The organism is Pseudarthrobacter sulfonivorans (genome assembly GCF_014712225.1).
Taxonomy (GTDB): Bacteria; Actinomycetota; Actinomycetes; order Actinomycetales; family Micrococcaceae; genus Arthrobacter; species Arthrobacter sulfonivorans.
On the sequence record NZ_JACXBW010000003.1, the window covers coordinates 1 to 21088 of the forward strand.

Here is a 21088-nt window from a genome sequence, read left to right on the forward strand (position 1 = left end):
CGTCCAACCTCTCTTTGCGCGCATGCATCGGCGCCCTCACCCCGGGCAGGGTGACTGTCCGGAATGACTGCGACGTGTGCGACGTATCGGTTACAACAGCCCGGTCATGTGCGCCGGGCAGGGTCCTATCACGCCTATGTCTGCATTCAGTTCCAGGCGGTCGCCCCGCAGGCATAGTTGTCACCAGCCACTCTAGCTCTGACTTCAGCGCGATGCGTAGCCGCGTCCATGGCACTGCGGTTGTATTTCGCCGTCATACTGGTTGTGTGACGAAAGCCGCTGCAACGCAGGCTGGAGGCCCTGGATGTGACGCAGAATATGGCGGATCGCGGGGTTGGCAGCTTGAAGCGCAGGCACAAAGGGTGTTGGCTTGGGAGTAATGGAAATCACTATGCGAATTGCATGTATTAGGCATTGGAGGAACACGTGAGCGAGGCCGACGCCGCCACTTCGGTAAATGTGGCGGAAAAATTGGGTTTCAAAAGCGGGGATCTGATTCAGGAGTTCGGTTACGACGATGATGTCGATTTCGACTTGCGTGATGATATTGAGGACCTCACGGGGTCCGAGCTCCTGGATGAAGACGACCATGACGTTGTAGATGCCGTCATTTTTTGGTGGCGGGACGGCGACGGGGATCTGGTGGATACCCTCATGGATTCGCTGACCACCCTGAGTGAGGGCGGCGTCGTCTGGGTGCTGACGCCGAAGTCCGGACGGCAGGGCTACGTGTCCCCGGCGGAAATCCAGGAAGCGGCTCCTACTGCGGGCCTGCACCTCACAACGTCCGCCGGTGTCTCCAAGGACTGGAGCGCAACCCGGCTGGTCAGCAAGAAAAACAAGTGACGGCAGCGCTTTCCGTTGCTGCCGGGCCTGTCCCCGCGGTGGGGGAGTCCGCCCCGGATTTCGAACTGGCGAACCAGTTCGGGGAGCCCGTGAGACTGTCCTCTTTCCGCGGGCAGAACGTTGTACTGGTGTTTTATCCCTTCGCATTTTCCGGGATCTGCACTGGCGAACTCTGCGAAATCCGGGACAACCTGGCTGTCTTCGAGGATGCCCGGGCCACCGTCCTGGCAGTGTCAGTGGACAGCAAGTTCAGCCTGCGGGCTTACGCCGAAAAGGAAGCCTACGGCTTCGACCTGCTGGCCGACTTCTGGCCGCACGGGGCAGTGGCAAGCACGTACGGTGTCTTCGATCCCGGGAGCGGGATGGCCAAGCGCGGCACGTTCATCATCGATGCTGCCGGAATAATCCGCTACGTCGTGGTGAATCCGCGCGGGCAGGCCCGTGAGCTCTCCGAATACCGCGATGTCCTGGCGGGTCTGGACCGGGCCTGACGCCGAATGGACCAGCAGCAGCGGGGTGTTGGGGTAGGCCTGACGGGCTTTGCCAGCCTTCCCGCTGCTGATCCCGCCGCGCTGGCGGATGACCATCTGCGGGAGTTGGAAAGCGTCCGGGCGCTGCTTTCCGGCAAGCGCCTGGCGTTGCTGACCGGCGCCGGGCTGAGTACGGATTCGGGCATTCCTGATTACCGTGGCCCGGACGCTGTGCCACGTTCTCCGATGACCTACCAGGAGTTTGTGCGCGATCCCGCCAACCGCCAGCGGTACTGGGCGCGGAACCATATCGGGTGGTCGCATTTGCGGCATGCGGATCCCAACCAGGGGCACCGTGCCGTGGCGGAACTCGAGCGGCGGGGGCTGCTGAGCGGCCTCATCACGCAGAACGTGGACCGGCTCCACGAAGAGGCCGGCAGCACAAACGTCATTGACCTGCACGGCCGCTACGACCAGGTGGTCTGCCTGGAGTGCAGGCGCACCTACACCAGGCGCCTGCTGGCAGGGGTCTTGGCGGAACTGAACCCGGAATTCCTGGAGCGTGCCACCACATCGGGCCTCGTGGAAATGGCCCCCGACGCCGACGCAACCGTTGACGACGCTGCGCTGATCAGCAGCTTTGTTGTGGCGGCCTGCCCAGCCTGCGGCGGAACGCTCAAGCCCGATTTTGTGTATTTCGGCGAGAACGTACCCAAGGAGCGGGTTGAGGCCGCCTACGCCATGGTGGACGACGCCGCCGCCCTCCTTGTTGCCGGTTCTTCACTGACGGTCATGAGCGGGCTGCGCTTCGTACGTCACGCGGCCAAGGGCGGCAAGCCGGTGGTGATCATCAACCGCGGAGAGACCCGGGGCGACCCCCAGGCCACCATCAAGCTCCATACCGGTGTTAGTGAGTCACTGACGTGGCTTGCCGCCGAACTTCCCGATCTCTGAACCAAAACTCCGACGCAAATCCCCGGCGCAGAGGCGTGAGCCACGGCCGGCGTGCCTGGATTGGCTTTTGCTCCTGCACATCAGGTAGAGTTTATGTTCGTTGGTCGACGCACTGAAGTGCGGAAACTGACCATTTGGGTCTTTAGCTCAGCTGGTAGAGCGCCACGTTTACACCGTGGATGTCATCGGTTCGATCCCGGTAGGACCCACCACTAAACCCCGTTTGTTCCAAGACTTCACGGTCGGGAACGGCGGGGTTTTTTGTTTCCCCGGCTGCAGCCGGGAGGCTCCGGCGCCCCGCCGGTTATTGTCGGTGCCCCGGCCTAGAGTTCCCGCTATGGATTATGTGGTTGTTAAGACGTCACGGGACGGCATCCCGACGGCGGTGGTCGACGGGGGCAGGGAATGGGCCGTGGGTGCCGAAGCCGTGAGGTGGTTCGAGCGGGTGAGCTGGTGGGAGGATCAGCGGCGAATGCCCAAGGGTCTGGGCCGTGTGGATGTTGAGGTTCTCCAGGTCCAGGTGAGGCTGGGACGCAACCCGCAGTCCGCGCTGACCACCATGGTGCTGGAACGCGATGGCGTCGGCGGCGGCTGGCGGTTGCGGGAGTCTGCCGCCGATGTGGCCTGAGTGCCGGTCCCTGACGTTTCCGGGGCATTGGAAAACCCTCCACCGCGACTATTGGGGGATGCCGCGGTGGAGGGTCTGAAATGAATATACAGTGAACTGCCGGAAACAAACAAATGCCCCACGTCACGTGCCGGGCGCTGCGGCCGGCCACGATTTTTCTCCGCCGGACAGCCCTGCAGCCATTATGATGGTTACTGTTCAGTGGAATGAACAACCTACACCTCAAGCGCTCCCGGCGTGCCGATTGAAGGAGAATCATGGCCGATTCCCGCACCCCCCGCTCCTCCGATGGCCTGGGGAGCGCATCGCCGGCGCCGGCAGTCACCCGTGCCGCCGCCGTCATGGATGCCTTGGCGGCCTCCGCTACCGGCCGGCTGACGCTCAGTGACCTTGCCCGCGAGCTGGGGATCCCGAAGTCATCCACGTCCAACCTGTTGCTGGCCCTGGAGGAAGCCCGGCTCATCAGCCGTCAGGGCGCCGAATTCACGCTTGGCCGCAAATTGGTGGAACTCGGCGCCGCCTACTTGAGCCGGCTTGATGAGGTGCAGGAGTTCTACCGGTTCTGCGAACAGGCACCTACCCTCTCGGGTGAGACGGTGCGGATAGCCATGCTCGACGGCACCAACGTCATCTACCTGGCACGCTACGAAGGGCATCCCGCCGTCCGGCTGACCTCCAACATCGGCGACAAAATGCCGGTCTCGCTGTGTGCCGTGGGCAAGGCCCTTATTGCACGCCTCCACGACCATGACGTTGACGCGATGTTTTCCGACACGGCTGAGCTTCCGGTCCTCACCCCCAAGTCGCTGCGCACCGGCGCTGAGCTTAAGGCCCAGCTGCGCACAATCCGCGAACAGGGCTACGCCTTCGAGGATGAGGAATCCACTACAGGCGTTGTGTGCCTTGCGGTCTCCGTGCCCACCCGCGGTGCCCATGGGCCAAGCCTGGGCCTGTCCGTCACTGCACTGAAAGCGACCTACACCGAGGAGCAGGGGTCCCAGATGGTCAAGGAACTCAAGGAGCTGGCCCGGTCCCTGGGCAACCCCATGGGTTAGGGCGGCCTGCTTCGCGCTTACTGCGGCTTCGACGGTCGTTGGAAGCAACAATTCAGAATGCCCCTTGCGGCCTGTTCAACTTGCTGTACTCTGTTCAGTATAGTGATCCGCACAACAGGTGTCGTCGCTAACCCACCAGGCCAACGGGGGCCTGGAGTGTTTTTGAGGGAGTTCTTGTGACAACTCGTACTAAATCACCGCAGGCTGACGAGGATGGCGCCGTCGTCGATCCGGAGCAGCTGCGAAGGGCAACTCTTGCCAGCTCTGTAGGCTCCGCCCTGGAGTACTACGACTTCTACATCTACGGCCTGGCCTCCGCACTCATTTTCGGGCCGCTCTTCTTCTCGCCCCTCGGGGAAAGCGGTGCTGTCATCGCTTCCTTCGCCACATACGGCGTGGGCTTTGCTGCCCGTCCGTTCGGGGGCGTTGTTTTCGGCTACATCGGTGACCGGTTCGGCCGGAAGATGGTCCTGATCCTGACCATTGGCCTGATGGGCATGGCAAGCTTCGCCATCGGACTCCTGCCCACCTTTGAACAGGCAGGAATGCTTGGGGCCGTTCTGCTGGTGGCCCTGCGCATCCTCCAGGGTTTGGGCGCAGGTGCGGAGCAGGCAGGTGCCACCACCCTGATTTCGGAGGTGGCCCCGCGCCGCCGTCGTGGTTTCTTCGCGGCCTTGCCGTTCGTCGGCATCCAGCTCGGCACGCTCCTTGGGGCAGGCACCTTTGCGCTGATGGCGCTGGCCGACAAGGAAGTCCTGCAGGGCTGGCTGTGGCGCGTGCCGTTCCTGGCGAGCGTCATCCTGATTGTGATCGCCGTCTTCATCCGCCTCCGGCTTAAGGAGACGCCGGTCTTCCAGGAGCTTGAGAAGCACAAGGCCGTGGTGAAGAACCCTGTGGGCCAGATCTGGAAGCACTCGAAGAAGAACGTGCTCATCGGCATCGGCCTCCGCATGGGCGAAAACGGCAACTCGTCCATCTACTCCGCGCTCCTGGTGTCCTTCATCAGCCTGCCCGCCGGTGTCTTTGCCGGAGACAAGTTCATCGGCCCCACCGGCCTCCTCATCGCTGCCGGCTTCGCAGCGGTCATGGTGGTCACCTTCGGAGCGCTGTCCGACCGCTTCGGGCGTGTCCCGGTCTACCGCTACGGCGCACTCTTCCAGGCCATCATCGCCCTGCCGGCCTTCTACCTGGTCACCCTGGGCAACGTCACCCTCGTCTGGGTGGTCATGGTGGTAGGCATCTCCCTGGGTGTGCAGTCCATGCTCGGCCCGCAGTGCGCCCTGCTCCCGGAACTCTTTGGCGCCCAGCACCGCTTCACAGGGGTGGCCCTGAGCCGCGAACTCTCAGCCGTGCTCGCCGGAGGCTTCGCCCCCATGATCGGCGTCGCCCTCCTGGCTGCCACCGGCCACTCCTGGCTGGTCCCCGCCATCTACTCGCTGGTGCTGGCGCTGATCTCCTTCGGAACCACGTTCTTCACCCCCGAGACTAACGGCCGCGACCTGGTCCTCGTGGAGGATGCCAGCTAGCCAAAGCCCGCGTACGCAGACGAAAGGCGGCCTTCCCGGTGAACGGGAAGGCCGCCTTTCGGTGTTTCGGGGAACCGGAACAGCGATGCCCGGCCGCCAGGGGATGGTCCGGCGCCCCGGCGGAAAGCCCGCCACTCCAGGGTATGGCCCACCGCGTCTGCGGAAAGGTCCGGCGCTCCAGCGGAAAGGCCCGGATACGTGAAGAGCCCCTGCCGGATTCCTGTTTCCAGGAGTCCGGCAGGGGCTCTGTCGCGTGAGCGGGGGTGCCGGTCAGTAGAAGTGGACCGTGTCCACCAGGTGGGGCAAGTCGCCGCCGTCGAGGAAGGTGCGGAGGTTGCCGGCGAAACGCTCGGCGATCAGGCGGTTTTCTGCCGCACTGAGCGCGGACGTGTGGGGTGACACGAGGACCTGGGGGTGCTCCCACAGCGGGCTGTCCTGGGGGAGCGGTTCAACTGCGAAGACGTCGAGGCAGGCGTAGGACACCTGGCCGTTGTTGAGGGCCTCCAGGAGCGCGTCCTCGTCCACCACGGTGCCGCGGCCGACGTTCACAAACACCGTTCCGGGCTTCATCGCGGCAAAGACGTCCCGGTTGAACAGCTTCTCCGTGAACGGTGTGCCAGGCAGGGTGTTCACGACGGCATCGGCAGTGGCAAGGAGCCCGGCGAGTCCGTCGTTGTCGGCAACCTGTTCGATTCCCTCGATGGGTTCCACCGTGCGCTTGGTTCCGCTGACCTTCATGCCCAGGGCGCGGGCGATCCGGGCTGTCTCCAGGCCGATCTCACCCAGGCCGGTGACCACCAGGGTGGAACCGCTGACCAGTCGGGTGGGGGTCCGGAGCTCGGGCCACACCTTGGCGGCCTGGTCTTGGACCAGCTCCGCGCTGCGCTTGAAGCCATTGAGGATGCCCAGGGCGGCGAATTCTGCGAGCGGCAGGGCGTGGACCCCGGCCGATGTGGTCACCTTGAACTTGCTGAGAGTTTCCTGGTCAAGTCCGGAAGCCTTGACCGCGCCGCCGGCCCCGGCAGCCATGGCGTGAACCCACTGGAGCCGCGGGTTCTCGCGGGCGATGCGCGCCAGGCCTGCCGGGCTCTCATTGGGCAGGCCGTACAGGACCTGCGCCTTGTTGAGCATGTCCCAGTACTGCTCTTCCTGCGCTGGCGTCCGCTTGAAGTCCGGATCCCCGGAATGGTCAGCGGGAAAACGCTCGGGCGGAAGGAGGTCCGGCTCGTAGAGAACGGTCACGGAAGGGTCTACGGCGCGGATGCGGTCCACATGCTCTGCTTCGAGCGGAACGGCGATCGCGACGGTGGTTTGAGTCGTCATAGTGTTCATCATACTGAATAGAGGCTAGGATATTGGACAGATTTCCCTACATTAACCACACAACGATGTGAGTCGAGGCTATTGATGGAAGACCAAAGAGCGGGTTTTGTTGGCCTTGGGCTGATGGGGCTGCCCATGGCACGGAACCTTGTCAGCGCTGGATGGGACGTCACCGCCTGGAACCGTTCCGACGGACCCTTGCGCGATCTGGTGCTGATGGGCGCAGCCGCGGCGCCGGACGTTGCAGCGCTGCGGGATCTCCCGATCATCGCGTTTATGCTGCCGGACCTTTCCTTCATCGAGGAGGCGACGGCGGGGCTGCTGGCGAGCTGGGCTGAAACGCCGCCGGCGGCCGGTACGGCGGTCGTCGTGATGAGCTCGGTTTCACCCGCCAGGGTCCAGGACTTTGGCCGCCGGGTGCGGGACGCCAGTGACGGCCGCGCCGTGGTGGTGGACGCACCGGTCAGCGGCGGAACCAAGGGGGCAACCGACGGCACCTTGGCCATCATGGCCGGCGGGTCGCCCGAAGACTTCCGGCGGCTTCAGCCCTTCTTTGCGGCGATGGGAACCACAGTCCGGCACATGGGTCCACTGGGCTCAGGGTCGCTGGCCAAGGCCTGCAACCAGCTCATCGTGGGAACCACGACGGCGGCGCTCGCCGAGGCGGCCGAGCTCGCCGAGCGCTCCGGCATGGATCCGGCGGCACTCTTTGACGTACTGGGCGGCGGTCTGGCCGGCAGCCGGGTGCTCGAAAACGTGGGACCACGGCTGGTCCAAAAGGACTACACACCAACAGGGCCGGCCAAATTCATGCACAAGGACCTTTCCTTTGTGCTCGAGTCAGCCCGGGCGGCCGGCGCTGCAGTGCCGATGGCGAGTGCCGGCGTCGAACTTTATGCCGAACTTAAGCGCCAGGGCTTGGGCGACCAGGACCTGGCCGTGGTGCGGCAGGCTATTTCACATTTGAGCGACAACCGCGATGACGCGCAAACTGCCGATTCGGCGACGAAAGGAACGGCTGCTTCATGAGTGGGCTTTTTGATTTGACGGGGCGGGTTGCCCTGGTGACGGGGTCGAGCCGGGGGATCGGCAACGCGCTGGCCCGGGCACTGGCCGATGCGGGTGCGACGGTGGTGTTGAACGGGGTCAATGCCGAGCGGTTGAAGGCGGCTGAGGTGGCGTTGGCTGCGGATTTCGGTCCGGGACGGGTGCACAGTGTCGCGTTTGATGTCACGAGTGATGCCGAGGCCGCCCGTGGGATTGCGTGGGTGGAGGAGCATGTGGGGCCTTTGCAGATCCTTGTGAATAACGCCGGGATCCAGCACCGGGTGCCGATGCTGGAGCTGGACGTCGCCGACTGGGAGCGGGTCATCAAAACGGACCTGACCAGCGCGTTCCTGGTGGGCCGGGAAGCGGCCCGGCACATGATCCCGCGGGGCAGGGGCAAGATCATTAACATCTGCTCGGTGCAGACGGACCTGGCCCGGCCCACGATCGCCCCGTATGTGGCGGCAAAAGGCGGGCTGCGGAACCTGACCCGGGCGATGACGGCCGAGTGGGCAGCCTCCGGGTTGCAGATCAACGGGATCGCCCCGGGCTACATCCACACGGAGATGACGCAGAACCTGGTGGACGATGAGCAGTTCAACTCCTGGATCCTGGGCCGGACCCCGGCGGCCCGGTGGGGGACCGTGCAGGACCTGGCCGGCCCAGCGGTGTGGCTGGCCTCGGACGGGTCGGACTTCGTGAACGGGCAGACAATCTTTATCGACGGCGGAATGACGGTGGTGGTCTGATGGGCGGAAACGTGATGAGACAGGGTGTGGCTGACGAGGTGATGCTGCCGGTCTCTGGTCCGGCCGTGGTGGCCCACGGTAAGGGGGATTTGCGGATCGAGGACGTGCCGCTGGCCGTACCTGGCCCGGATGAGGCTGTCGTCGAGGTTGCCTATGGCGGGATCTGCGGGTCGGACCTGCATTACTGGCTGCACGGTGCGGCGGGGGAATCGATCCTGAAGGCCCCCCTGGTGTTGGGCCATGAGATTTCCGGGACAGTGGTCCGGGCCGCTGCGGACGGCACCGGGCCCGCGGCGGGCACCCCGGTGGCGGTCCACCCCGCGACGCCCGGCCCGGGTGCCGGGGACATCAGGTATCCGGCGGACCGGCCCAACCTGTCCCCGGGCTGCACGTATTTGGGCAGCGCGGCCCGGTTTCCGCACACCGACGGGGCGTTCGCCCGGTACGTGAACCTGCCCGCCCGGATGCTGCGGGAACTCCCCAGGTCCCTGGACCTGCGCACGGCCGCTTTGATCGAGCCCGCGTCGGTGGCCTGGCACGCGGTGGCCCGGGCCGGGGACGTGGCCGGCAAGACGGCTTTGGTGATCGGGTCCGGCCCGATCGGTGCCCTGGCCATCGCGGTCCTCAAACGTGCCGGGGCATCGCGGATCACCGCGGTGGACATGCACGCCAAACCGTTGGAGATCGCCGCGGCGGTCGGCGCGGACCAGGTCCTGCAGGCCGGTGACGCCGAGGGCATCGCGGCCGTGCAGGCCGACGTCGTGATCGAATCCTCGGGAAGCCACCACGGCCTGGCCTCAGCCATTCAGGGTGCGGCCCGCGGCGGGACCGTGGTCATGGTCGGGCTGCTGCCCACCGGACCGCAGCCGGTCCTCATCTCGCTGGCCATCACCCGGGAACTGAACCTGAAAGGCTCCTTCCGCTTCAACAACGAAATCGATGACGTCATCACCGCCCTCGCCGACGGCACGCTGCACATCGGCCCCGTCATCACCCACGAATACCCGCTCAGCCAGGGACTCGAAGCCTTCGCCACCGCCAAAAACTCCGCCGAATCCGGCAAAGTCCTCCTCAACTTCCGGCCCGAATAAAGCCCCGAAAACGTCCCGGCGGGATGTCAGTGCCGGCAGACCATTCAAGTCCGGCGGACCGGAATAAACACGCGGGGCTGATCAGTCCAGGTTCCCGAAAGCCTGGACGTGGTGCGGCGCATGATCTGTTCGGAGGCACTGCGGGCCGCCGCCGCATCGCCCGCTGCCACGGCCTCGGCCAGATCAACATGCCACTGCAGCGCGCCCTCATGGGGGTGCTCCGGCATTAGGCCATGGACCGTGCGGCCGGTGAGGGTCTCGGCCACCTGGCCCATCAGGTTGGCGAACATTTCGTTGCCCGAGCCGGAAAGCAGTACCGAGTGAAAGGCGATGTCCAGCTCCAGGAACTTCTGCGCCTGCCCGTTGTGGCCGGCGTCGCGCATTGCGTGGGCAATGTCCACAAGTTCAGTACGCAGCTGCGCCGGGGCGTTTTTCGCGGCGAGCTCTGCGGCTGCAGGCTCGACGGCGGACCGCAGTTCGATCAGCGACCGCAGCTGAGCGCCGCGGCCGTCGCTGGAGAGCCGCCAGCGGATCACCTGCGGATCAAAGGGATTCCAGCGGCTGGGCGGCAGGACGCGGATGCCCACGCGCTTAATGGTCTCCACGAGGCCCAGCGACTGCAGAACACGCACAGCTTCACGGACCACGGAACGGGAGACCTTCAGCTCTTCCTCCAACTGCTCGGCCAGCATAACGTGGCCAGTGGGGAGGTCTCCGGTGATGATGCGGGTGCCAACATTCTCAATGGCACGGTGGTGGAGGCTGGTCGACATGGTGTCAAGCCTAGACGCGGATTGACCTGCGGGGTTCCACAAGGCGGGCGCCACTTCCCCTCAGCGTCTGGAATATATATGCTTTAATCGGATCCATCGGTTCGTGAGCGTGTGCTTCGCAGCAAACGCGGAGCCCTCTGCACGTCCATTGCACACAATGAATTGGAGTTTTTGATGTCAGCACACATCGGTGTCACCGGCCTTGCGGTGATGGGAGCCAACCTGGCCCGCAACCTGGCCCGCAACGGTTTTACGGTTGCCCTGCACAACAGGTCCGTGGAAAAGACCGACGCACTGCTCGAAAAGCACGGCACGGACGGCGACTTCATCCGCACCGAAACGCTGCAGGAGCTGGTCGACTCCCTGGAGAAGCCCCGCCGCGTCCTGATCATGGTCAAGGCTGGCAAGCCGGTGGACTCCGTCATCGAGCAGCTTGAACCGCTGCTGGAAGCCGGCGACATCATCATCGACGCCGGCAACTCGCACTACGAGGACACCCGCCGCCGCGAAGCCGCACTGGCCAAAAAGGACCTCCACTTCGTGGGCGTCGGCGTTTCCGGTGGCGAAGAAGGTGCCCTGAACGGCCCCTCCATCATGCCCGGTGGCTCGAAGGAGTCCTATAAGGCCCTCGGCCCGCTGCTCGAGAAGATCTCCGCCAAGGTGGACGGCGAGCCCTGCTGCGCCTGGATCGGTACCGACGGCGCCGGCCACTTCGTCAAGATGGTCCACAACGGCATCGAATACGCCGACATGCAGGTCATCGGCGAAGCCTTCGACCTCCTCCGTTCCGGTGCCGGTATCGAGCCCGCCGAGCAGGCCAAGATTTTCACCGAATGGAACAAGGGCGACCTGTCCTCCTTCCTGATCGAAATCTCCGCCGAGGTCCTCGGCCACGTAGACGCCAAGACCGGCAAGCCGTTCGTTGACGTCGTCGTTGACGCCGCCGGCCAGAAGGGCACGGGCCGCTGGACGGTCATCTCCGCCCTCGAACTCGGGTCCCCGGTTTCCGGCATCGCCGAGTCCGTCTTCGCGCGTGCGCTGTCTTCCCAGGCCGAGCAGCGCAAGCTGGGCCAGGAACTGCTGGCCGGCGGGGAAGCCGCCGTCGAAATCCCGGAAACCTTTGTTGAGGACGTCCGCCAGGCACTGTACGCCTCCAAGCTTGTTTCCTACGCACAGGGCCTGGACATGCTGACCTCCTCCGCCAAGGAATACGGCTGGGATCTCAAGCTGGACGAAATCGCCTCCCTGTGGCGGGCCGGCTGCATCATCCGCGCCGAGCTGCTCAAGGACATCACCAAGGCCTACGCCGCTGAAGAGAAGCCCGCAAACCTGCTCTTCGCTCCGGCCTTCACCCAGGCCATTGCGGAAGCGCTGCCGGCCTGGCGCCGAGTGGTGGCCACGGCTGTCCAGCTGGGCATCCCGGTGCCGGTGTTCTCCTCCTCGCTCGCGTACTACGATGGCCTGCGCCGCAAGCGCGTGGCGGCGGCCCTGATCCAGGGCCAGCGCGACCTCTTCGGTGCCCACACCTACGGCCGCGTCGACTCCGACGGCACGTTCCACACCCTCTGGGGCGAGGACAAGTCTGAAATCGAAGCAGTGGACACGCACTAACCCGCCACCTACTGCATCACCCTGCGGCCGGCACTTCCGAGGATATTCTGGGAGCTGCCGGCCGTTGGTGTTTTCCGGCAAGCGCGGTGTCCGTCCAGCCAAGGAGTCCCAGGTGCCCAAGCCAGTCGCATTCATCACGGGAGCGTCCACCGGAATTGGGTTCGAGGCGGCCAAAGCACTCAGCGGCCACGGCTTCCTGGTGTATGCGGGAGCCCGCCGGATCGCCAGGATGGAGCCGCTGGCAGCGCTCGGCATCCAGGTCCTGGCACTGGACGTGACGGACGAGGACTCGATGAGTGCCGCCGTCGGACGCGTCCTGGCGGAGCGGGGACGCATAGATGTCCTGGTCAACAACGCCGGCTACGGGTCGTTCGGGGCGCTGGAAGAAGTGGACCTGGCCGAAGGCCGGCGCCAGTTTGACGTGAATGTCTTCGGGCTGGCCAGGATGACGCAGCTGGTCCTGCCTGCCATGCGGCAGGCGGGCCGGGGGAGGATCATCAACATTTCGTCCATCGGCGGAAAATTCTATGAGCCGCTTGGGGCCTGGTACCACGCCTCGAAGTTCGCCGTGGAGGGCCTCAGTGACTCGCTGCGGCTGGAGCTGAAGCCGCACGGAATCAGTGTGTCGATCATTGAGCCCGCCAGCACCATCTCCGAGTGGGGACATGTCGCCGCCCAGGGGCTGCGTGAGACCAGCGGCACGGGACCGTACGCGTCCCAGGCGCAGCTGATGGCGGGCGCCCTGGGGTCCACGGACCGGGCCGAAACCTCGACCCAGCCCGGGGTTATCGCCGCTGCGGTGCTGCACGCGGCCTCCTCGGCACGGCCCCGGAGCCGATACCCGGTTGGCAACGGGGCGCGTGCCATCCTGACGCTGAGGCGGCTACTGCCCGACCGGCTTTTCGACCCCCTGGTGATGCTGGTGCTCAAGCGGGTGGCCGGAGGGACAGCAGCCGGAGGTCGGAATTAGGCGTCAGATCCGGTATTCGATGTCGTACTCGGCGGGGTCCACGGCGGGTTTGGTTTCGCGCTGCGCGTCCCGGTGACGCCACTTGGCGGGGACTCCGGTGACGATCGATTCAGGCGGCGCGTCCTTGACCACCACGGCGTTGGCCCCTACCGCGCTGTCCCGGCCGATGGTGATGGGCCCCAGGATTTTGGCGCCGGCGCCAATGGTGACGCGGTCCTCAATGGTGGGGTGACGCTTGACCTTGGCCAGCGACCGTCCACCGAGCGTCACACCGTGGTAAATCATCACGTCTTCGCCAATCTCCGCGGTCTCCCCGATAACCACGCCCATGCCATGGTCGATGAAGAAACGGCGGCCGATTGTGGCGCCCGGATGGATCTCAATTCCGGTCAGGAAACGGCCCAGCTGGGATACCAGCCGCGCGGGGAAACGCAGCCCCGGGACCTGCCACAGGCGGTGCGTCAGCCGGTGGATCCAGATGGCATGGAGCCCTGAATAGGCGAAAAAGTTCTCAAAAGAACCTCGAGCCGCCGGGTCGTGGGACCGGGCGGCGTCGAGGTCTTCCTTCAGTCTTGCGAAAAAGCCCACAAAGTTCTTTCTACAGGAAACGGGGCGACAACGGCTGGATCAGCCGCGGATGTCGTCATAGAGCACGGTGGAGATGTAACGCTCGCCGAAGTCGCACACAACTGCGACGATCAGCTTGCCGGCGTTCTCCGGGCGCTTGGCAAGTTCCAGTGCGCCCCAGACGATGGCGCCCGAGGAGATGCCGCCGAGGATGCCTTCCTTGATGCCGAGATCGCGTGCCACCCGCACGGAATCTTCGAGAGTGGCGTCCAGGACCTCATCGTAGACGTTGGTGTCCAGCAGTTCCGGGATGAAGTTGGCGCCCAGGCCCTGGATCTTGTGCGGGCCCGGGGCGCCGCCGTTGAGGATGGCGGAATCCTTCGGTTCCACGGCCACGATCTGGACCCCGGGCTTGCGCTCCTTCAGGACCTGGCCGACGCCGGTGATGGTTCCGCCGGTGCCGATGCCGGAGACGAAGATGTCTACCTTGCCGTCGGTGTCGGACCAGATTTCCTCAGCCGTGGTTTCGCGGTGGATCTGGGGGTTTGCCTCGTTGGCGAACTGCTGCGCCCAGATGGCGTTCTCGGTGTTGGCCACGATTTCCTGGGCCTTCTCCACGGCGCCGCGCATGCCCTCGGAACCGGGGGTCAGCACAATCTCGGCACCGAACGCACGGAGCATCACGCGACGCTCGGTGGACATGGTTTCGGGCATGGTCAGGATGACCTTGTAGCCGCGGGCTGCGCCCACCATGGCGAGGGCGATGCCCGTGTTGCCTGATGTGCCTTCAACAATGGTGCCGCCGGGCTTGAGGGCGCCTGACTTCTCAGCGGCGTCCACGATTGCCACACCGATGCGGTCCTTGACGCTGTTGGCCGGGTTGTAGAACTCGAGCTTGACCGCCACAGTGGCGTCCAGGCCTTCGCTCAGCCGGTTCAGTCGGACCAGCGGGGTGCCGCCGACCAGCTGCGTTACATCGTCATAGATCCGTGCCATGTACATACGCCTATCTCAAGAAGGATGAATACTGAGGTCAGCCTAACGACGGCCTGCGGCCGCTGCTAAGCATTAAGCCATGCAGAGTAATATTTGCGGGCCTTCGCCAGCTTGGGGTTGATGATCACCTGGCAGTAGCCCTGCTCCGGGTACTTTGCGTAGTAGTCCTGGTGGAAGTCCTCAGCGACATGGAAGCGCGGGAGCCGGCTGACTTCGGTGACGATCTGGTGGGACCACAGCGCCTGGTTACGGTCAATGGCTTCCTCGAAGAGAATCTTTTCCTCGGTGGTTTCATAGAACATCGACGACCGGTATTGCGTACCTACGTCATAGCCCTGGCGGTTGAGCGTGGTGGGATCGTGCAGTGCGAAGAACATGTCCAGGATGATTTCCGGCGGAATGACGGCCTCATCGAAGGTCACTGCCACAACCTCGGCATGGCCTGTGGTTCCGCTGCACACCGAGTAATAGTCAGGCTGCGGATCGTGGCCACCGGTATACCCCGAGACCACTGATGTGACGCCCTTGGTTTTTTGGTAGACAGCGTCCAGGCACCAGAAGCAGCCTCCGCCAAGAACAAAAGTTTTCATGACCTCTTCAATGGTTGAGAGTCCCGGATGATTCCCTGACTACCCTACGAGGCTGTGGCACGTGCGGGCCAAACGGCGTGATGGGGTAAAACTGAGTCTATGGAATCTGCAGACACCGGCGTTACAGATGCGGTCGGGGACGGCACCGGCTCCGGGGACAACACTGAGGCGGAAGTCCCGGCTGCCCCCACCCTGGGCCAGGTCCTGCTCGCCGTCGAGGAACTCTGGCCCGAGTCCCTGGCCGAAAACTGGGATGAAGTGGGTCTGGTGGCAGGCCACCCGTCCGCATCCGTGACCCGGGTGATGTTCGCAGTGGACCCCACGCTGGCGGTAATAGACGAGGCCGTGGAATGGGGTGCCGAGCTGCTGATTACGCACCATCCCTTGCTGCTTAAGGGGGTCACGTCGGTGGCTGCCACCACCGCCAAGGGTCAGGCAATCCACCGGCTCATCGAGTCAGGTACGGCGTTACTGACCGTCCACACCAACGGCGATTCCGCGGTCGGTGGCGTTTCTGATGTCCTGGCCGATGCGCTGGGACTGGAGGATGTTGCGCCGCTGACGGTCGCCGCGAACGGGCTCCCTGAAGAAGGCATTGGCCGCGTGGGCGATCTCGCCGAGGTCATGAGCCTGGGCGACTTCGCCGCGCGCGTTTTCGGCATCCTGCCGTCCGTAGCCGGGGGAGTCCGCGTTGCCGGCGACAAGGACGGCCTGGTACGGCGCATTGCGGTTTGCGGTGGCGCCGGAGACTCGCTGTTCGACGAAGTGCGGGCCAGCAGTGCCGATGTGTACGTCACCGCCGACCTCCGGCACCATCCCGCGTCCGAAGCGCGGGAGTCCGCGGCAAACGGCAGGCCTTATCTCATTGACGTGTCACATTTCGCCAGCGAATGGCTCTGGCTGCCGGCGGCCGCCTCGGCACTGGGCAACGTGCTCGCTGACCAGGGCCACGACGTGGAGATCCGCGTCAGCAACACCAACAGCGACCCGTGGGACTTCATTCTGACTCCCGGCGGGCGCTAGAGTCTAGGGAGCGCCGATCGGGTGCCCGGTTCCGGCCGGCAGGAATTAAGCGGAGGTAGCAGTTGGCTAAGGCAGCACCGGCGGAACAGTTGAAGTTGCTCGAACTGCAGGGGCTGGACGCAAAGCTCAAATCGCTGTCGAACCGCCGCCGCACCCTCAACGCTGATCCGCGGATCACCGACCTCCAGGCTGCACTCTCGGTCGCCAACGGTGAACTGGGCGGCGCCAAGGTGGCTGTCCACGACGCCGAGGCCGAGCTGAAGCGGGCGGAGGCCGACGTCGAGCAGGTCGCCAACCGGATAGAACGGGACGAGGCCCGGCTCAACAGCGGAACGGGGCTGTCGAAGGACCTCGTGGCGCTGCAGAAGGACATCGCGTCGCTCAACAAGCGCCGCTCAGACCTTGAGGACGTGGAGCTCGAAGTGTTGGAACGCCTCGACTCCCTTCGGGCCCGGCAGGCCGCCCAGCAGCAGATTGTTGACAACATCCAGGGCTCTTTTAGCGGCATTCGTGCGGAACTCGATGCAGCGCTGGCTGAAGTGGATGCTGAAGAGAACGTTGTTCGGGGCCAGCGGGACGAATTCGCCGCCGGCCTCGACGCCGGGATGCTGGCACTTTATGAAAAGACCCTCGCCAGGCGCGGCGTGGGCGCAGCCCGGCTTTTCCACGGCACGTCTGAGGCGTCGGGGATGAAGCTCAGCCCCGGCGACCTCGCCGAAATCAAGGCCGCCGCCGAGGACGACATTGTGTTCTGCCCGGACTCCGGCGCCATCCTGGTGCGTTCTGCCGAGTGGAACACGGCTGCCCCAACTGCCTAGCAACCCGATGTAGGTAGCAGCAGATGTCTTTATGGGCGCTCATAACGACATCTGCTGTTACTTAGTTGGGGAGGATGATGTTCAGGGCGTGGGGTTTCCGCTCTGAACCGTCCACCAGCTCGGCATCCCACTTTTCGCGCGTGGCTTTGAGCAGCTGAGCCGGGGTCTGCGGGGCGTTGCCGCGGCGGGACAACAGGTGCCGTGCCAGCTCACCGCGGGTATGTTTCGCGAAGTGGCTCACCACCTTGCGCACGCCGTTCACCTCGGTGAACACGTTAACCGACACAGTTTGCGCCGGCTCGGGCGCCCACGCCGCGGCGTAGGTGCTGGAGCGGCAGTCCACCAGCAGGTGCCCGGCAGCCGCCTCAGCGAGCGCCTCCGAAAGCTGCGGCTTCCAGAAAGAGGCGAGGCGGCCGACGTCGGGCAGTGCAGTTCCCATCGACAGGCGGTACGCGGGCACCCGGTCTGCGAAGCGGATGGCGCCCCACAGCGCGGAAACCACCAGCACCGATGCATCCGCTTTGCGGCGCTGCGTCGGCGTCAGGGTTTTGTAACCGAGCGCGTCGTACAGAACGCCCGAATAGATTTGGTGGGCAGGCGCCGCCGGTTCGGCGTGGAGCCGGGTGTTGCGTTCGACGTCGTCCTTGAGTGAGGCGCCGACGCCCAGCAAAGCGAGGGCGTCCTCGTGCGCGCTGACTGTGCCCAGGGCTTCGAGGACTTTCGCCCGGTACGTGTTGAGTGCCGGAAAGCTCAGGGCGGGCCAGTCGACGGCGGATCCGCGGGCTGCGGGGGTCTTGCCTTCGGAGGGGGGAAGCAGAATCAGCACCGTACGATCCTACCGGCGACGGCGAGGCCTCCCTGATCGCGCGCTCACAGGGGGCGCGGCCTCTAGGCAGCCTTGATGGGAGTGGCGGATGCAGCCCCGGCATTGTGGGCCTGCGCCGCCAGGTTTTCGCGTGCGAGGAATGCGGAGAGCTCTCCGATGGTGCTCATTAAGGGGGCGGGGAACACCACCGTGGTGTTCTTGTCCACGCCGATTTCCACGAGGGACTGCAGGTTCCGCAGCTGCAGGGCCAACGGGTGGGCCATCATGGTGTCCGAGGCGTCCCCGAGGGCGGTGGCCGCGATGGATTCGCCTTCAGCGGCGATAATCTTGGCCCTCTTCTCACGCTCGGCCTCGGCCTGCCGCGCCATCGCCCGTTTCATCCCTTCGGGGAGCTGGATATCCTTCAGCTCGACGAGGGTCACCTCCACGCCCCATGCGAGGGTGAGCGCGTCCAGGATCTCCCGGATATCGCTGTTGATGCGCTCGGTCTCTGACAGCGTCTGGTCCAGGCTGTGCCTGCCGACCACCTTCCGGAGGGTGGTCTGGGCGATCTGGTTGATCGCCGCCGCGACGTTTTCGATGGCCACTACTGACTTCACGGCGTCCACAACGCGGTAGTAGGCCACCGCAGAGATGTCCACGCTGACGTTGTCCTGGGTGATGATTCCCTGTGACTGGATCGGCATGGTCACGATCCGCAGGCTGACCAGCGGAAGCCTGTCAACCACAGGAATGATGAAGCGCAGGCCCGGCATCCGGACCCCGGCCACCCGGCCCAGCCGGAACAGGACACCCTGCTCGTACTGGCGCACAATCCTGACGGACATCCTGGCGAGGATGGCCAGCACAAGGAGGACGAGGAGAAGCACAACAACGGCAGTGAGGTCCATACGATCACTTCCCGGTCTGGACGGTTCCGTGCCGTCACCAGCGGCCGGTTCCTATTTCCATTGTCCCATCCGGGGCCCGGAAAGGATCCGGCGACGGCGGTGCCTCCTTCCCCGGTAGACTGGGTTCCGGATGGGTTGACCAGGCGGCCGCGCGTCACGCAAGTGGCTCGAGGAACGTCCGGGCTCCGCAGGGCAGGGTGGTGGGTAACGCCCACTCGGGGTAACCCGCAGGCCAGTGCCACAGAGAACAGACCGCCTGCGCTTTCCGCTTTCGGAAAGCAGCAGGTAAGGGTGAAACGGTGGTGTAAGAGACCACCAGCTTCCCGGGTGACCGGGAAGGCTAGGTAAACCCCACCCGGAGCAAGGCCAGACAGGGCACGTTTGAGGGCAGCCCGCCCGAGTGCCCGGGTAGGCCGCTGGAGGGCGTCGGCAACGGCGTTCGTAGATGGATGGCCGCTACTCCCGCGCTGGCAACGGCACGGGAGCACAGAACCCGGCGTATCGGTCAACCCATCCCACTAATTTCAACCGGCAGGGCGTGTGAGTGACTTCACGTCGCCGGAGGCTGTCCGGGCCGCGCCCCCAGCCTAGAATAGAGAGCGAACGTAGAAGTTCTGCCACCGGGTCTGCGTTCGCAGCCGGTGGTTTTTCTTTGCGCTTCTCCACGGCACCCGGGGTGTACAGAACCCCGCCGGTGCCAGAGCCCCTGGACAACATCAGGTGGCCGACATCCGCATACGAGGACGTATGTGGCTGAACCGAGGAAGGTAGTTCTGTGAGCCAGACGTCAGATTCTTGTCTTGATACGTGGATGGGCCGGGAGGCTCTTGCTGAGGCCATGATTCCGGTGATTGGCCGGCTGTACCGTGAAAACAACGTGGTGACCAGCATCCACGGGCGCAGCCTGATCAACAAGTCCACCATGAACATCCTCAAGGCGCACCGGTTTGCCCGCCGCATGAGTAACACCGAGCTCCTGCTCGAAGAGACCGCACCGCTGCTGAACGCACTTTCGCAGTTGGAGCTCGGCGCAGCGGCCATCGACGTGGCCCGCCTGACCGAGAAGTTCAAGCTTGAAGGCAACGGCGCTTCCCTGGAGGAGTTCCTCCGCGCCGAGTTGGCTGAGGTCGTCGGCAAGCGTGGCGCTGATGACCGCACCAGCACGGACGTGGTGCTCTACGGCTTTGGCCGGATCGGCCGCCTGCTGGCGCGCCTCCTCATCGAAAAGGCCGGTGGCGGCCACGGCCTGCGCCTGCGCGCCATCGTGGTCCGCCGCGGATCGGACAAGGACCTCACCAAGCGCGCCAGCCTGCTGCGCCGCGACTCGGTCCACGGCTCGTTCGAGGGCACCATCCGCGTTGACGAGGAGGCCAACACCATCACCGCGAACGGCGTGCAGGTCCAGGTCATCTACTCGGACAACCCCGCCACGATTGACTACACCGCGTACGGCATCAAGAACGCGCTGGTGGTGGACAACACCGGCCGCTGGCGCGACGCCGAAGGCCTGTCCCAGCACCTGCAGAGCAAGGGCGTGGCACGCGTGCTCCTCACTGCTCCGGGCAAGGGCGCACTGAAGAACATCGTGCACGGCATCAACCACGGCAGCATCCTGGACTCGGACCAGATCGTGTCGGCAGCGTCCTGCACCACCAACGCCATCACCCCGGTCCTGAAGGCCATCAACGACAGGTTCGGCGTGATCCACGGCCACGTGGAAACCGTCCACTCCTTCACCAACGACCAGAACCTGATCGATAACTTCCACAAGGGCGACCGCCGCGGCCGTTCCGCCGCGCTGAACATGGTCATCACCGAAACCGGTGCCGCCACGGCGGTGGCGAAGGCGCTCCCGGAACTTCAGGGCAAGCTCTCGGGCAGCTCCATCCGCGTCCCCACCCCGGACGTGTCCCTGGCTATCCTGAACCTGAGCCTGGAAAACGGCACCACCAAGGACGAGGTGAACGATTACCTGCGCCAGATGTCCCTGCATTCGGACCTGCGCAAGCAGATCGATTACATCGATTCGCCAGAGGTTGTGTCCACCGACTTCGTCGGCTCACGCCGTGCGGGCATTGTGGACGGCCTTGCCACCATCTCCAATGACAAGAACGTCATCCTCTACGTCTGGTACGACAACGAGTTCGGCTACAGCTGCCAGGTTGTCCGGGTCATGGAAGAGATGGCAGGGGTCAACCCGCCGTCGTTCCCGGCCAAGGAAGCTGCTGCCGCGTTGGCCGCAATCGCCGTCTAAAACGGGGGCCCTGACGGGCCAGTCACGACATTCCCGGCTGATTCCCGGCTGATTTGCTGGAATCGGCCGGGAATCGGGACC

General features: G+C 64.8%; 21 protein-coding genes, 1 tRNA gene and 1 other RNA gene. 16 read left to right on the forward strand and 7 right to left on the reverse strand.

All coding sequences use genetic code 11. The annotated features are described in order from the left end of the window. Positions 1-426: 426 nt before the first annotated feature. The 7 genes from IAQ70_RS04340 to IAQ70_RS04370 all read left to right on the forward strand — a co-directional run bounded on the left by IAQ70_RS04340 (position 427) and on the right by IAQ70_RS04370 (position 5479). Entirely contained in the window at positions 427-846 is a 420-nt protein-coding gene (locus IAQ70_RS04340) for a DUF3052 domain-containing protein (protein WP_190988108.1), read from the forward strand. Next, entirely contained in the window at positions 843-1337 is a 495-nt protein-coding gene (locus tag IAQ70_RS04345; protein WP_190988109.1) for a peroxiredoxin, read from the forward strand. The genes IAQ70_RS04340 and IAQ70_RS04345 overlap by 4 nt, the downstream gene beginning before the upstream one ends. Positions 1338-1343: 6 nt before the next feature. Then, positions 1344-2270: an NAD-dependent protein deacetylase gene (locus tag IAQ70_RS04350; RefSeq protein WP_190988110.1), complete on the forward strand. Its 927-nt coding sequence runs from the start codon at positions 1344-1346 to the stop codon at positions 2268-2270. Positions 2271-2406: 136 nt separating this feature from the next. Beyond that, a tRNA-Val gene (locus tag IAQ70_RS04355) sits at positions 2407-2482 on the forward strand. 125 nt (positions 2483-2607) lie between these two features. Further along, the gene (locus tag IAQ70_RS04360; protein WP_190988111.1) at positions 2608-2898 is read left to right on the forward strand and encodes a hypothetical protein; all 291 of its coding nucleotides are present in this window, start codon (positions 2608-2610) and stop codon (positions 2896-2898) included. A 257-nt stretch (positions 2899-3155) separates the two neighbouring features. Beyond that, positions 3156-3953: an IclR family transcriptional regulator gene (locus tag IAQ70_RS04365; protein ID WP_190988112.1), complete on the forward strand. Its 798-nt coding sequence runs from the start codon at positions 3156-3158 to the stop codon at positions 3951-3953. A gap of 176 nt (positions 3954-4129) precedes the next feature. Next, positions 4130-5479 (forward strand): MFS transporter, encoded by a 1350-nt coding sequence (locus IAQ70_RS04370; RefSeq protein WP_190988113.1) that lies wholly within the window; start codon positions 4130-4132, stop codon positions 5477-5479. Between the two features lie 270 nt (positions 5480-5749). On the opposite strand, the gene IAQ70_RS04375 is transcribed toward IAQ70_RS04370, so the two are convergent. Then, entirely contained in the window at positions 5750-6814 is a 1065-nt protein-coding gene (locus IAQ70_RS04375) for a D-2-hydroxyacid dehydrogenase (RefSeq protein WP_190988114.1), read from the reverse strand. Between the two features lie 72 nt (positions 6815-6886). Here IAQ70_RS04375 and IAQ70_RS04380 point away from each other — a divergent pair, with 72 nt between their 5' ends. From IAQ70_RS04380 to IAQ70_RS04390, 3 genes are read left to right on the forward strand one after another with little or no spacing between them, the layout of a single operon-like run. Beyond that, entirely contained in the window at positions 6887-7831 is a 945-nt protein-coding gene (locus IAQ70_RS04380; protein WP_190988115.1) for an NAD(P)-dependent oxidoreductase, read from the forward strand. Next, positions 7828-8598, forward strand: a complete 771-nt coding sequence (locus tag IAQ70_RS04385; RefSeq protein ID WP_190988116.1) for an SDR family oxidoreductase — start codon at positions 7828-7830, stop codon at positions 8596-8598. The genes IAQ70_RS04380 and IAQ70_RS04385 overlap by 4 nt, the downstream gene beginning before the upstream one ends. Before the next feature lie 41 nt (positions 8599-8639). Then, on the forward strand, positions 8640-9689 hold the full coding sequence (locus IAQ70_RS04390) for an L-idonate 5-dehydrogenase (RefSeq protein ID WP_223858966.1): 1050 nt from the start codon (positions 8640-8642) through the stop codon (positions 9687-9689). Positions 9690-9733: 44 nt separating this feature from the next. On the opposite strand, the gene IAQ70_RS04395 is transcribed toward IAQ70_RS04390, so the two are convergent. Next, positions 9734-10462 (reverse strand): FadR/GntR family transcriptional regulator, encoded by a 729-nt coding sequence (locus IAQ70_RS04395; RefSeq protein WP_190988118.1) that lies wholly within the window; start codon positions 10460-10462, stop codon positions 9734-9736. A 174-nt stretch (positions 10463-10636) separates the two neighbouring features. Here IAQ70_RS04395 and gndA point away from each other — a divergent pair, with 174 nt between their 5' ends. Together gndA and IAQ70_RS04405 are read left to right on the forward strand one after the other, a co-directional pair. Further along, entirely contained in the window at positions 10637-12073 is a 1437-nt protein-coding gene (gndA, locus tag IAQ70_RS04400) for an NADP-dependent phosphogluconate dehydrogenase (protein ID WP_190988119.1), read from the forward strand. 112 nt (positions 12074-12185) lie between these two features. Then, a complete protein-coding gene (locus tag IAQ70_RS04405; RefSeq protein ID WP_190988120.1) occupies positions 12186-13043 on the forward strand; it encodes an oxidoreductase in 858 nt (285 codons plus the stop codon). A 3-nt stretch (positions 13044-13046) separates the two neighbouring features. Here IAQ70_RS04405 and epsC read toward each other — a convergent pair whose 3' ends face one another. The 3 genes from epsC to msrA form a co-directional block, all read right to left on the reverse strand. Then, positions 13047-13631, reverse strand: a complete 585-nt coding sequence (epsC, locus tag IAQ70_RS04410; RefSeq protein WP_190988121.1) for a serine O-acetyltransferase EpsC — start codon at positions 13629-13631, stop codon at positions 13047-13049. A 39-nt stretch (positions 13632-13670) separates the two neighbouring features. Further along, positions 13671-14606, reverse strand: coding sequence for a cysteine synthase A (cysK, locus tag IAQ70_RS04415; protein WP_190988122.1), 936 nt, complete (start codon positions 14604-14606; stop codon positions 13671-13673). A 65-nt stretch (positions 14607-14671) separates the two neighbouring features. Beyond that, entirely contained in the window at positions 14672-15196 is a 525-nt protein-coding gene (gene msrA, locus IAQ70_RS04420; RefSeq protein ID WP_190988123.1) for a peptide-methionine (S)-S-oxide reductase MsrA, read from the reverse strand. Positions 15197-15295: 99 nt separating this feature from the next. On the opposite strand from msrA, the gene IAQ70_RS04425 reads away from it, so the two are divergent. Both IAQ70_RS04425 and IAQ70_RS04430 read left to right on the forward strand, forming a co-directional pair. Then, positions 15296-16219 carry a Nif3-like dinuclear metal center hexameric protein gene (locus IAQ70_RS04425; protein ID WP_190988124.1) on the forward strand — a complete coding sequence of 308 codons (924 nt, stop codon included), beginning with the start codon at positions 15296-15298 and terminating at the stop codon, positions 16217-16219. 62 nt (positions 16220-16281) lie between these two features. Further along, positions 16282-17037: a zinc ribbon domain-containing protein gene (locus IAQ70_RS04430; protein WP_190988125.1), complete on the forward strand. Its 756-nt coding sequence runs from the start codon at positions 16282-16284 to the stop codon at positions 17035-17037. A 61-nt stretch (positions 17038-17098) separates the two neighbouring features. Here IAQ70_RS04430 and IAQ70_RS04435 read toward each other — a convergent pair whose 3' ends face one another. Then, complete coding sequence (locus IAQ70_RS04435) at positions 17099-17863, reverse strand: YaaA family protein (protein WP_190988126.1); 765 nt, start codon at positions 17861-17863, stop codon at positions 17099-17101. 62 nt (positions 17864-17925) lie between these two features. After that, positions 17926-18753, reverse strand: coding sequence for a slipin family protein (locus IAQ70_RS04440; RefSeq protein ID WP_190988127.1), 828 nt, complete (start codon positions 18751-18753; stop codon positions 17926-17928). A 131-nt stretch (positions 18754-18884) separates the two neighbouring features. Here IAQ70_RS04440 and rnpB point away from each other — a divergent pair. Both rnpB and IAQ70_RS04450 read left to right on the forward strand, forming a co-directional pair. Next, positions 18885-19270: RNase P RNA component class A (gene rnpB, locus IAQ70_RS04445), an RNA gene on the forward strand. A gap of 258 nt (positions 19271-19528) precedes the next feature. Then, the gene (locus IAQ70_RS04450; RefSeq protein WP_190988128.1) at positions 19529-21007 is read left to right on the forward strand and encodes a glyceraldehyde-3-phosphate dehydrogenase; all 1479 of its coding nucleotides are present in this window, start codon (positions 19529-19531) and stop codon (positions 21005-21007) included. Positions 21008-21088: the final 81 nt, after the last annotated feature.

Excerpts from the sequence above, each read along its gene's own strand:
- IAQ70_RS04425 (WP_190988124.1), top strand. The coding sequence starts at position 15,296 with ATGGAATCTGCAGACACCGGCGTTACAGATGCGGTCGGGGACGGCACC.
- IAQ70_RS04365 (WP_190988112.1), top strand. The coding sequence starts at position 3,156 with ATGGCCGATTCCCGCACCCCCCGCTCCTCCGATGGCCTGGGGAGCGCA.
- IAQ70_RS04375 (WP_190988114.1), bottom strand. The coding sequence starts at position 6,814 with ATGATGAACACTATGACGACTCAAACCACCGTCGCGATCGCCGTTCCG.
- IAQ70_RS04380 (WP_190988115.1), top strand. The coding sequence starts at position 6,887 with ATGGAAGACCAAAGAGCGGGTTTTGTTGGCCTTGGGCTGATGGGGCTG.
- IAQ70_RS04350 (WP_190988110.1), top strand. The coding sequence starts at position 1,344 with ATGGACCAGCAGCAGCGGGGTGTTGGGGTAGGCCTGACGGGCTTTGCC.
- msrA (WP_190988123.1), bottom strand. The coding sequence starts at position 15,196 with ATGAAAACTTTTGTTCTTGGCGGAGGCTGCTTCTGGTGCCTGGACGCT.
- gndA (WP_190988119.1), top strand. The coding sequence starts at position 10,637 with ATGTCAGCACACATCGGTGTCACCGGCCTTGCGGTGATGGGAGCCAAC.
- IAQ70_RS04385 (WP_190988116.1), top strand. The coding sequence starts at position 7,828 with ATGAGTGGGCTTTTTGATTTGACGGGGCGGGTTGCCCTGGTGACGGGG.
- cysK (WP_190988122.1), bottom strand. The coding sequence starts at position 14,606 with ATGGCACGGATCTATGACGATGTAACGCAGCTGGTCGGCGGCACCCCG.
- IAQ70_RS04395 (WP_190988118.1), bottom strand. The coding sequence starts at position 10,462 with ATGTCGACCAGCCTCCACCACCGTGCCATTGAGAATGTTGGCACCCGC.
- IAQ70_RS04360 (WP_190988111.1), top strand. The coding sequence starts at position 2,608 with ATGGATTATGTGGTTGTTAAGACGTCACGGGACGGCATCCCGACGGCG.
- IAQ70_RS04390 (WP_223858966.1), top strand. The coding sequence starts at position 8,640 with ATGCTGCCGGTCTCTGGTCCGGCCGTGGTGGCCCACGGTAAGGGGGAT.
- IAQ70_RS04440 (WP_190988127.1), bottom strand. The coding sequence starts at position 18,753 with ATGGACCTCACTGCCGTTGTTGTGCTTCTCCTCGTCCTCCTTGTGCTG.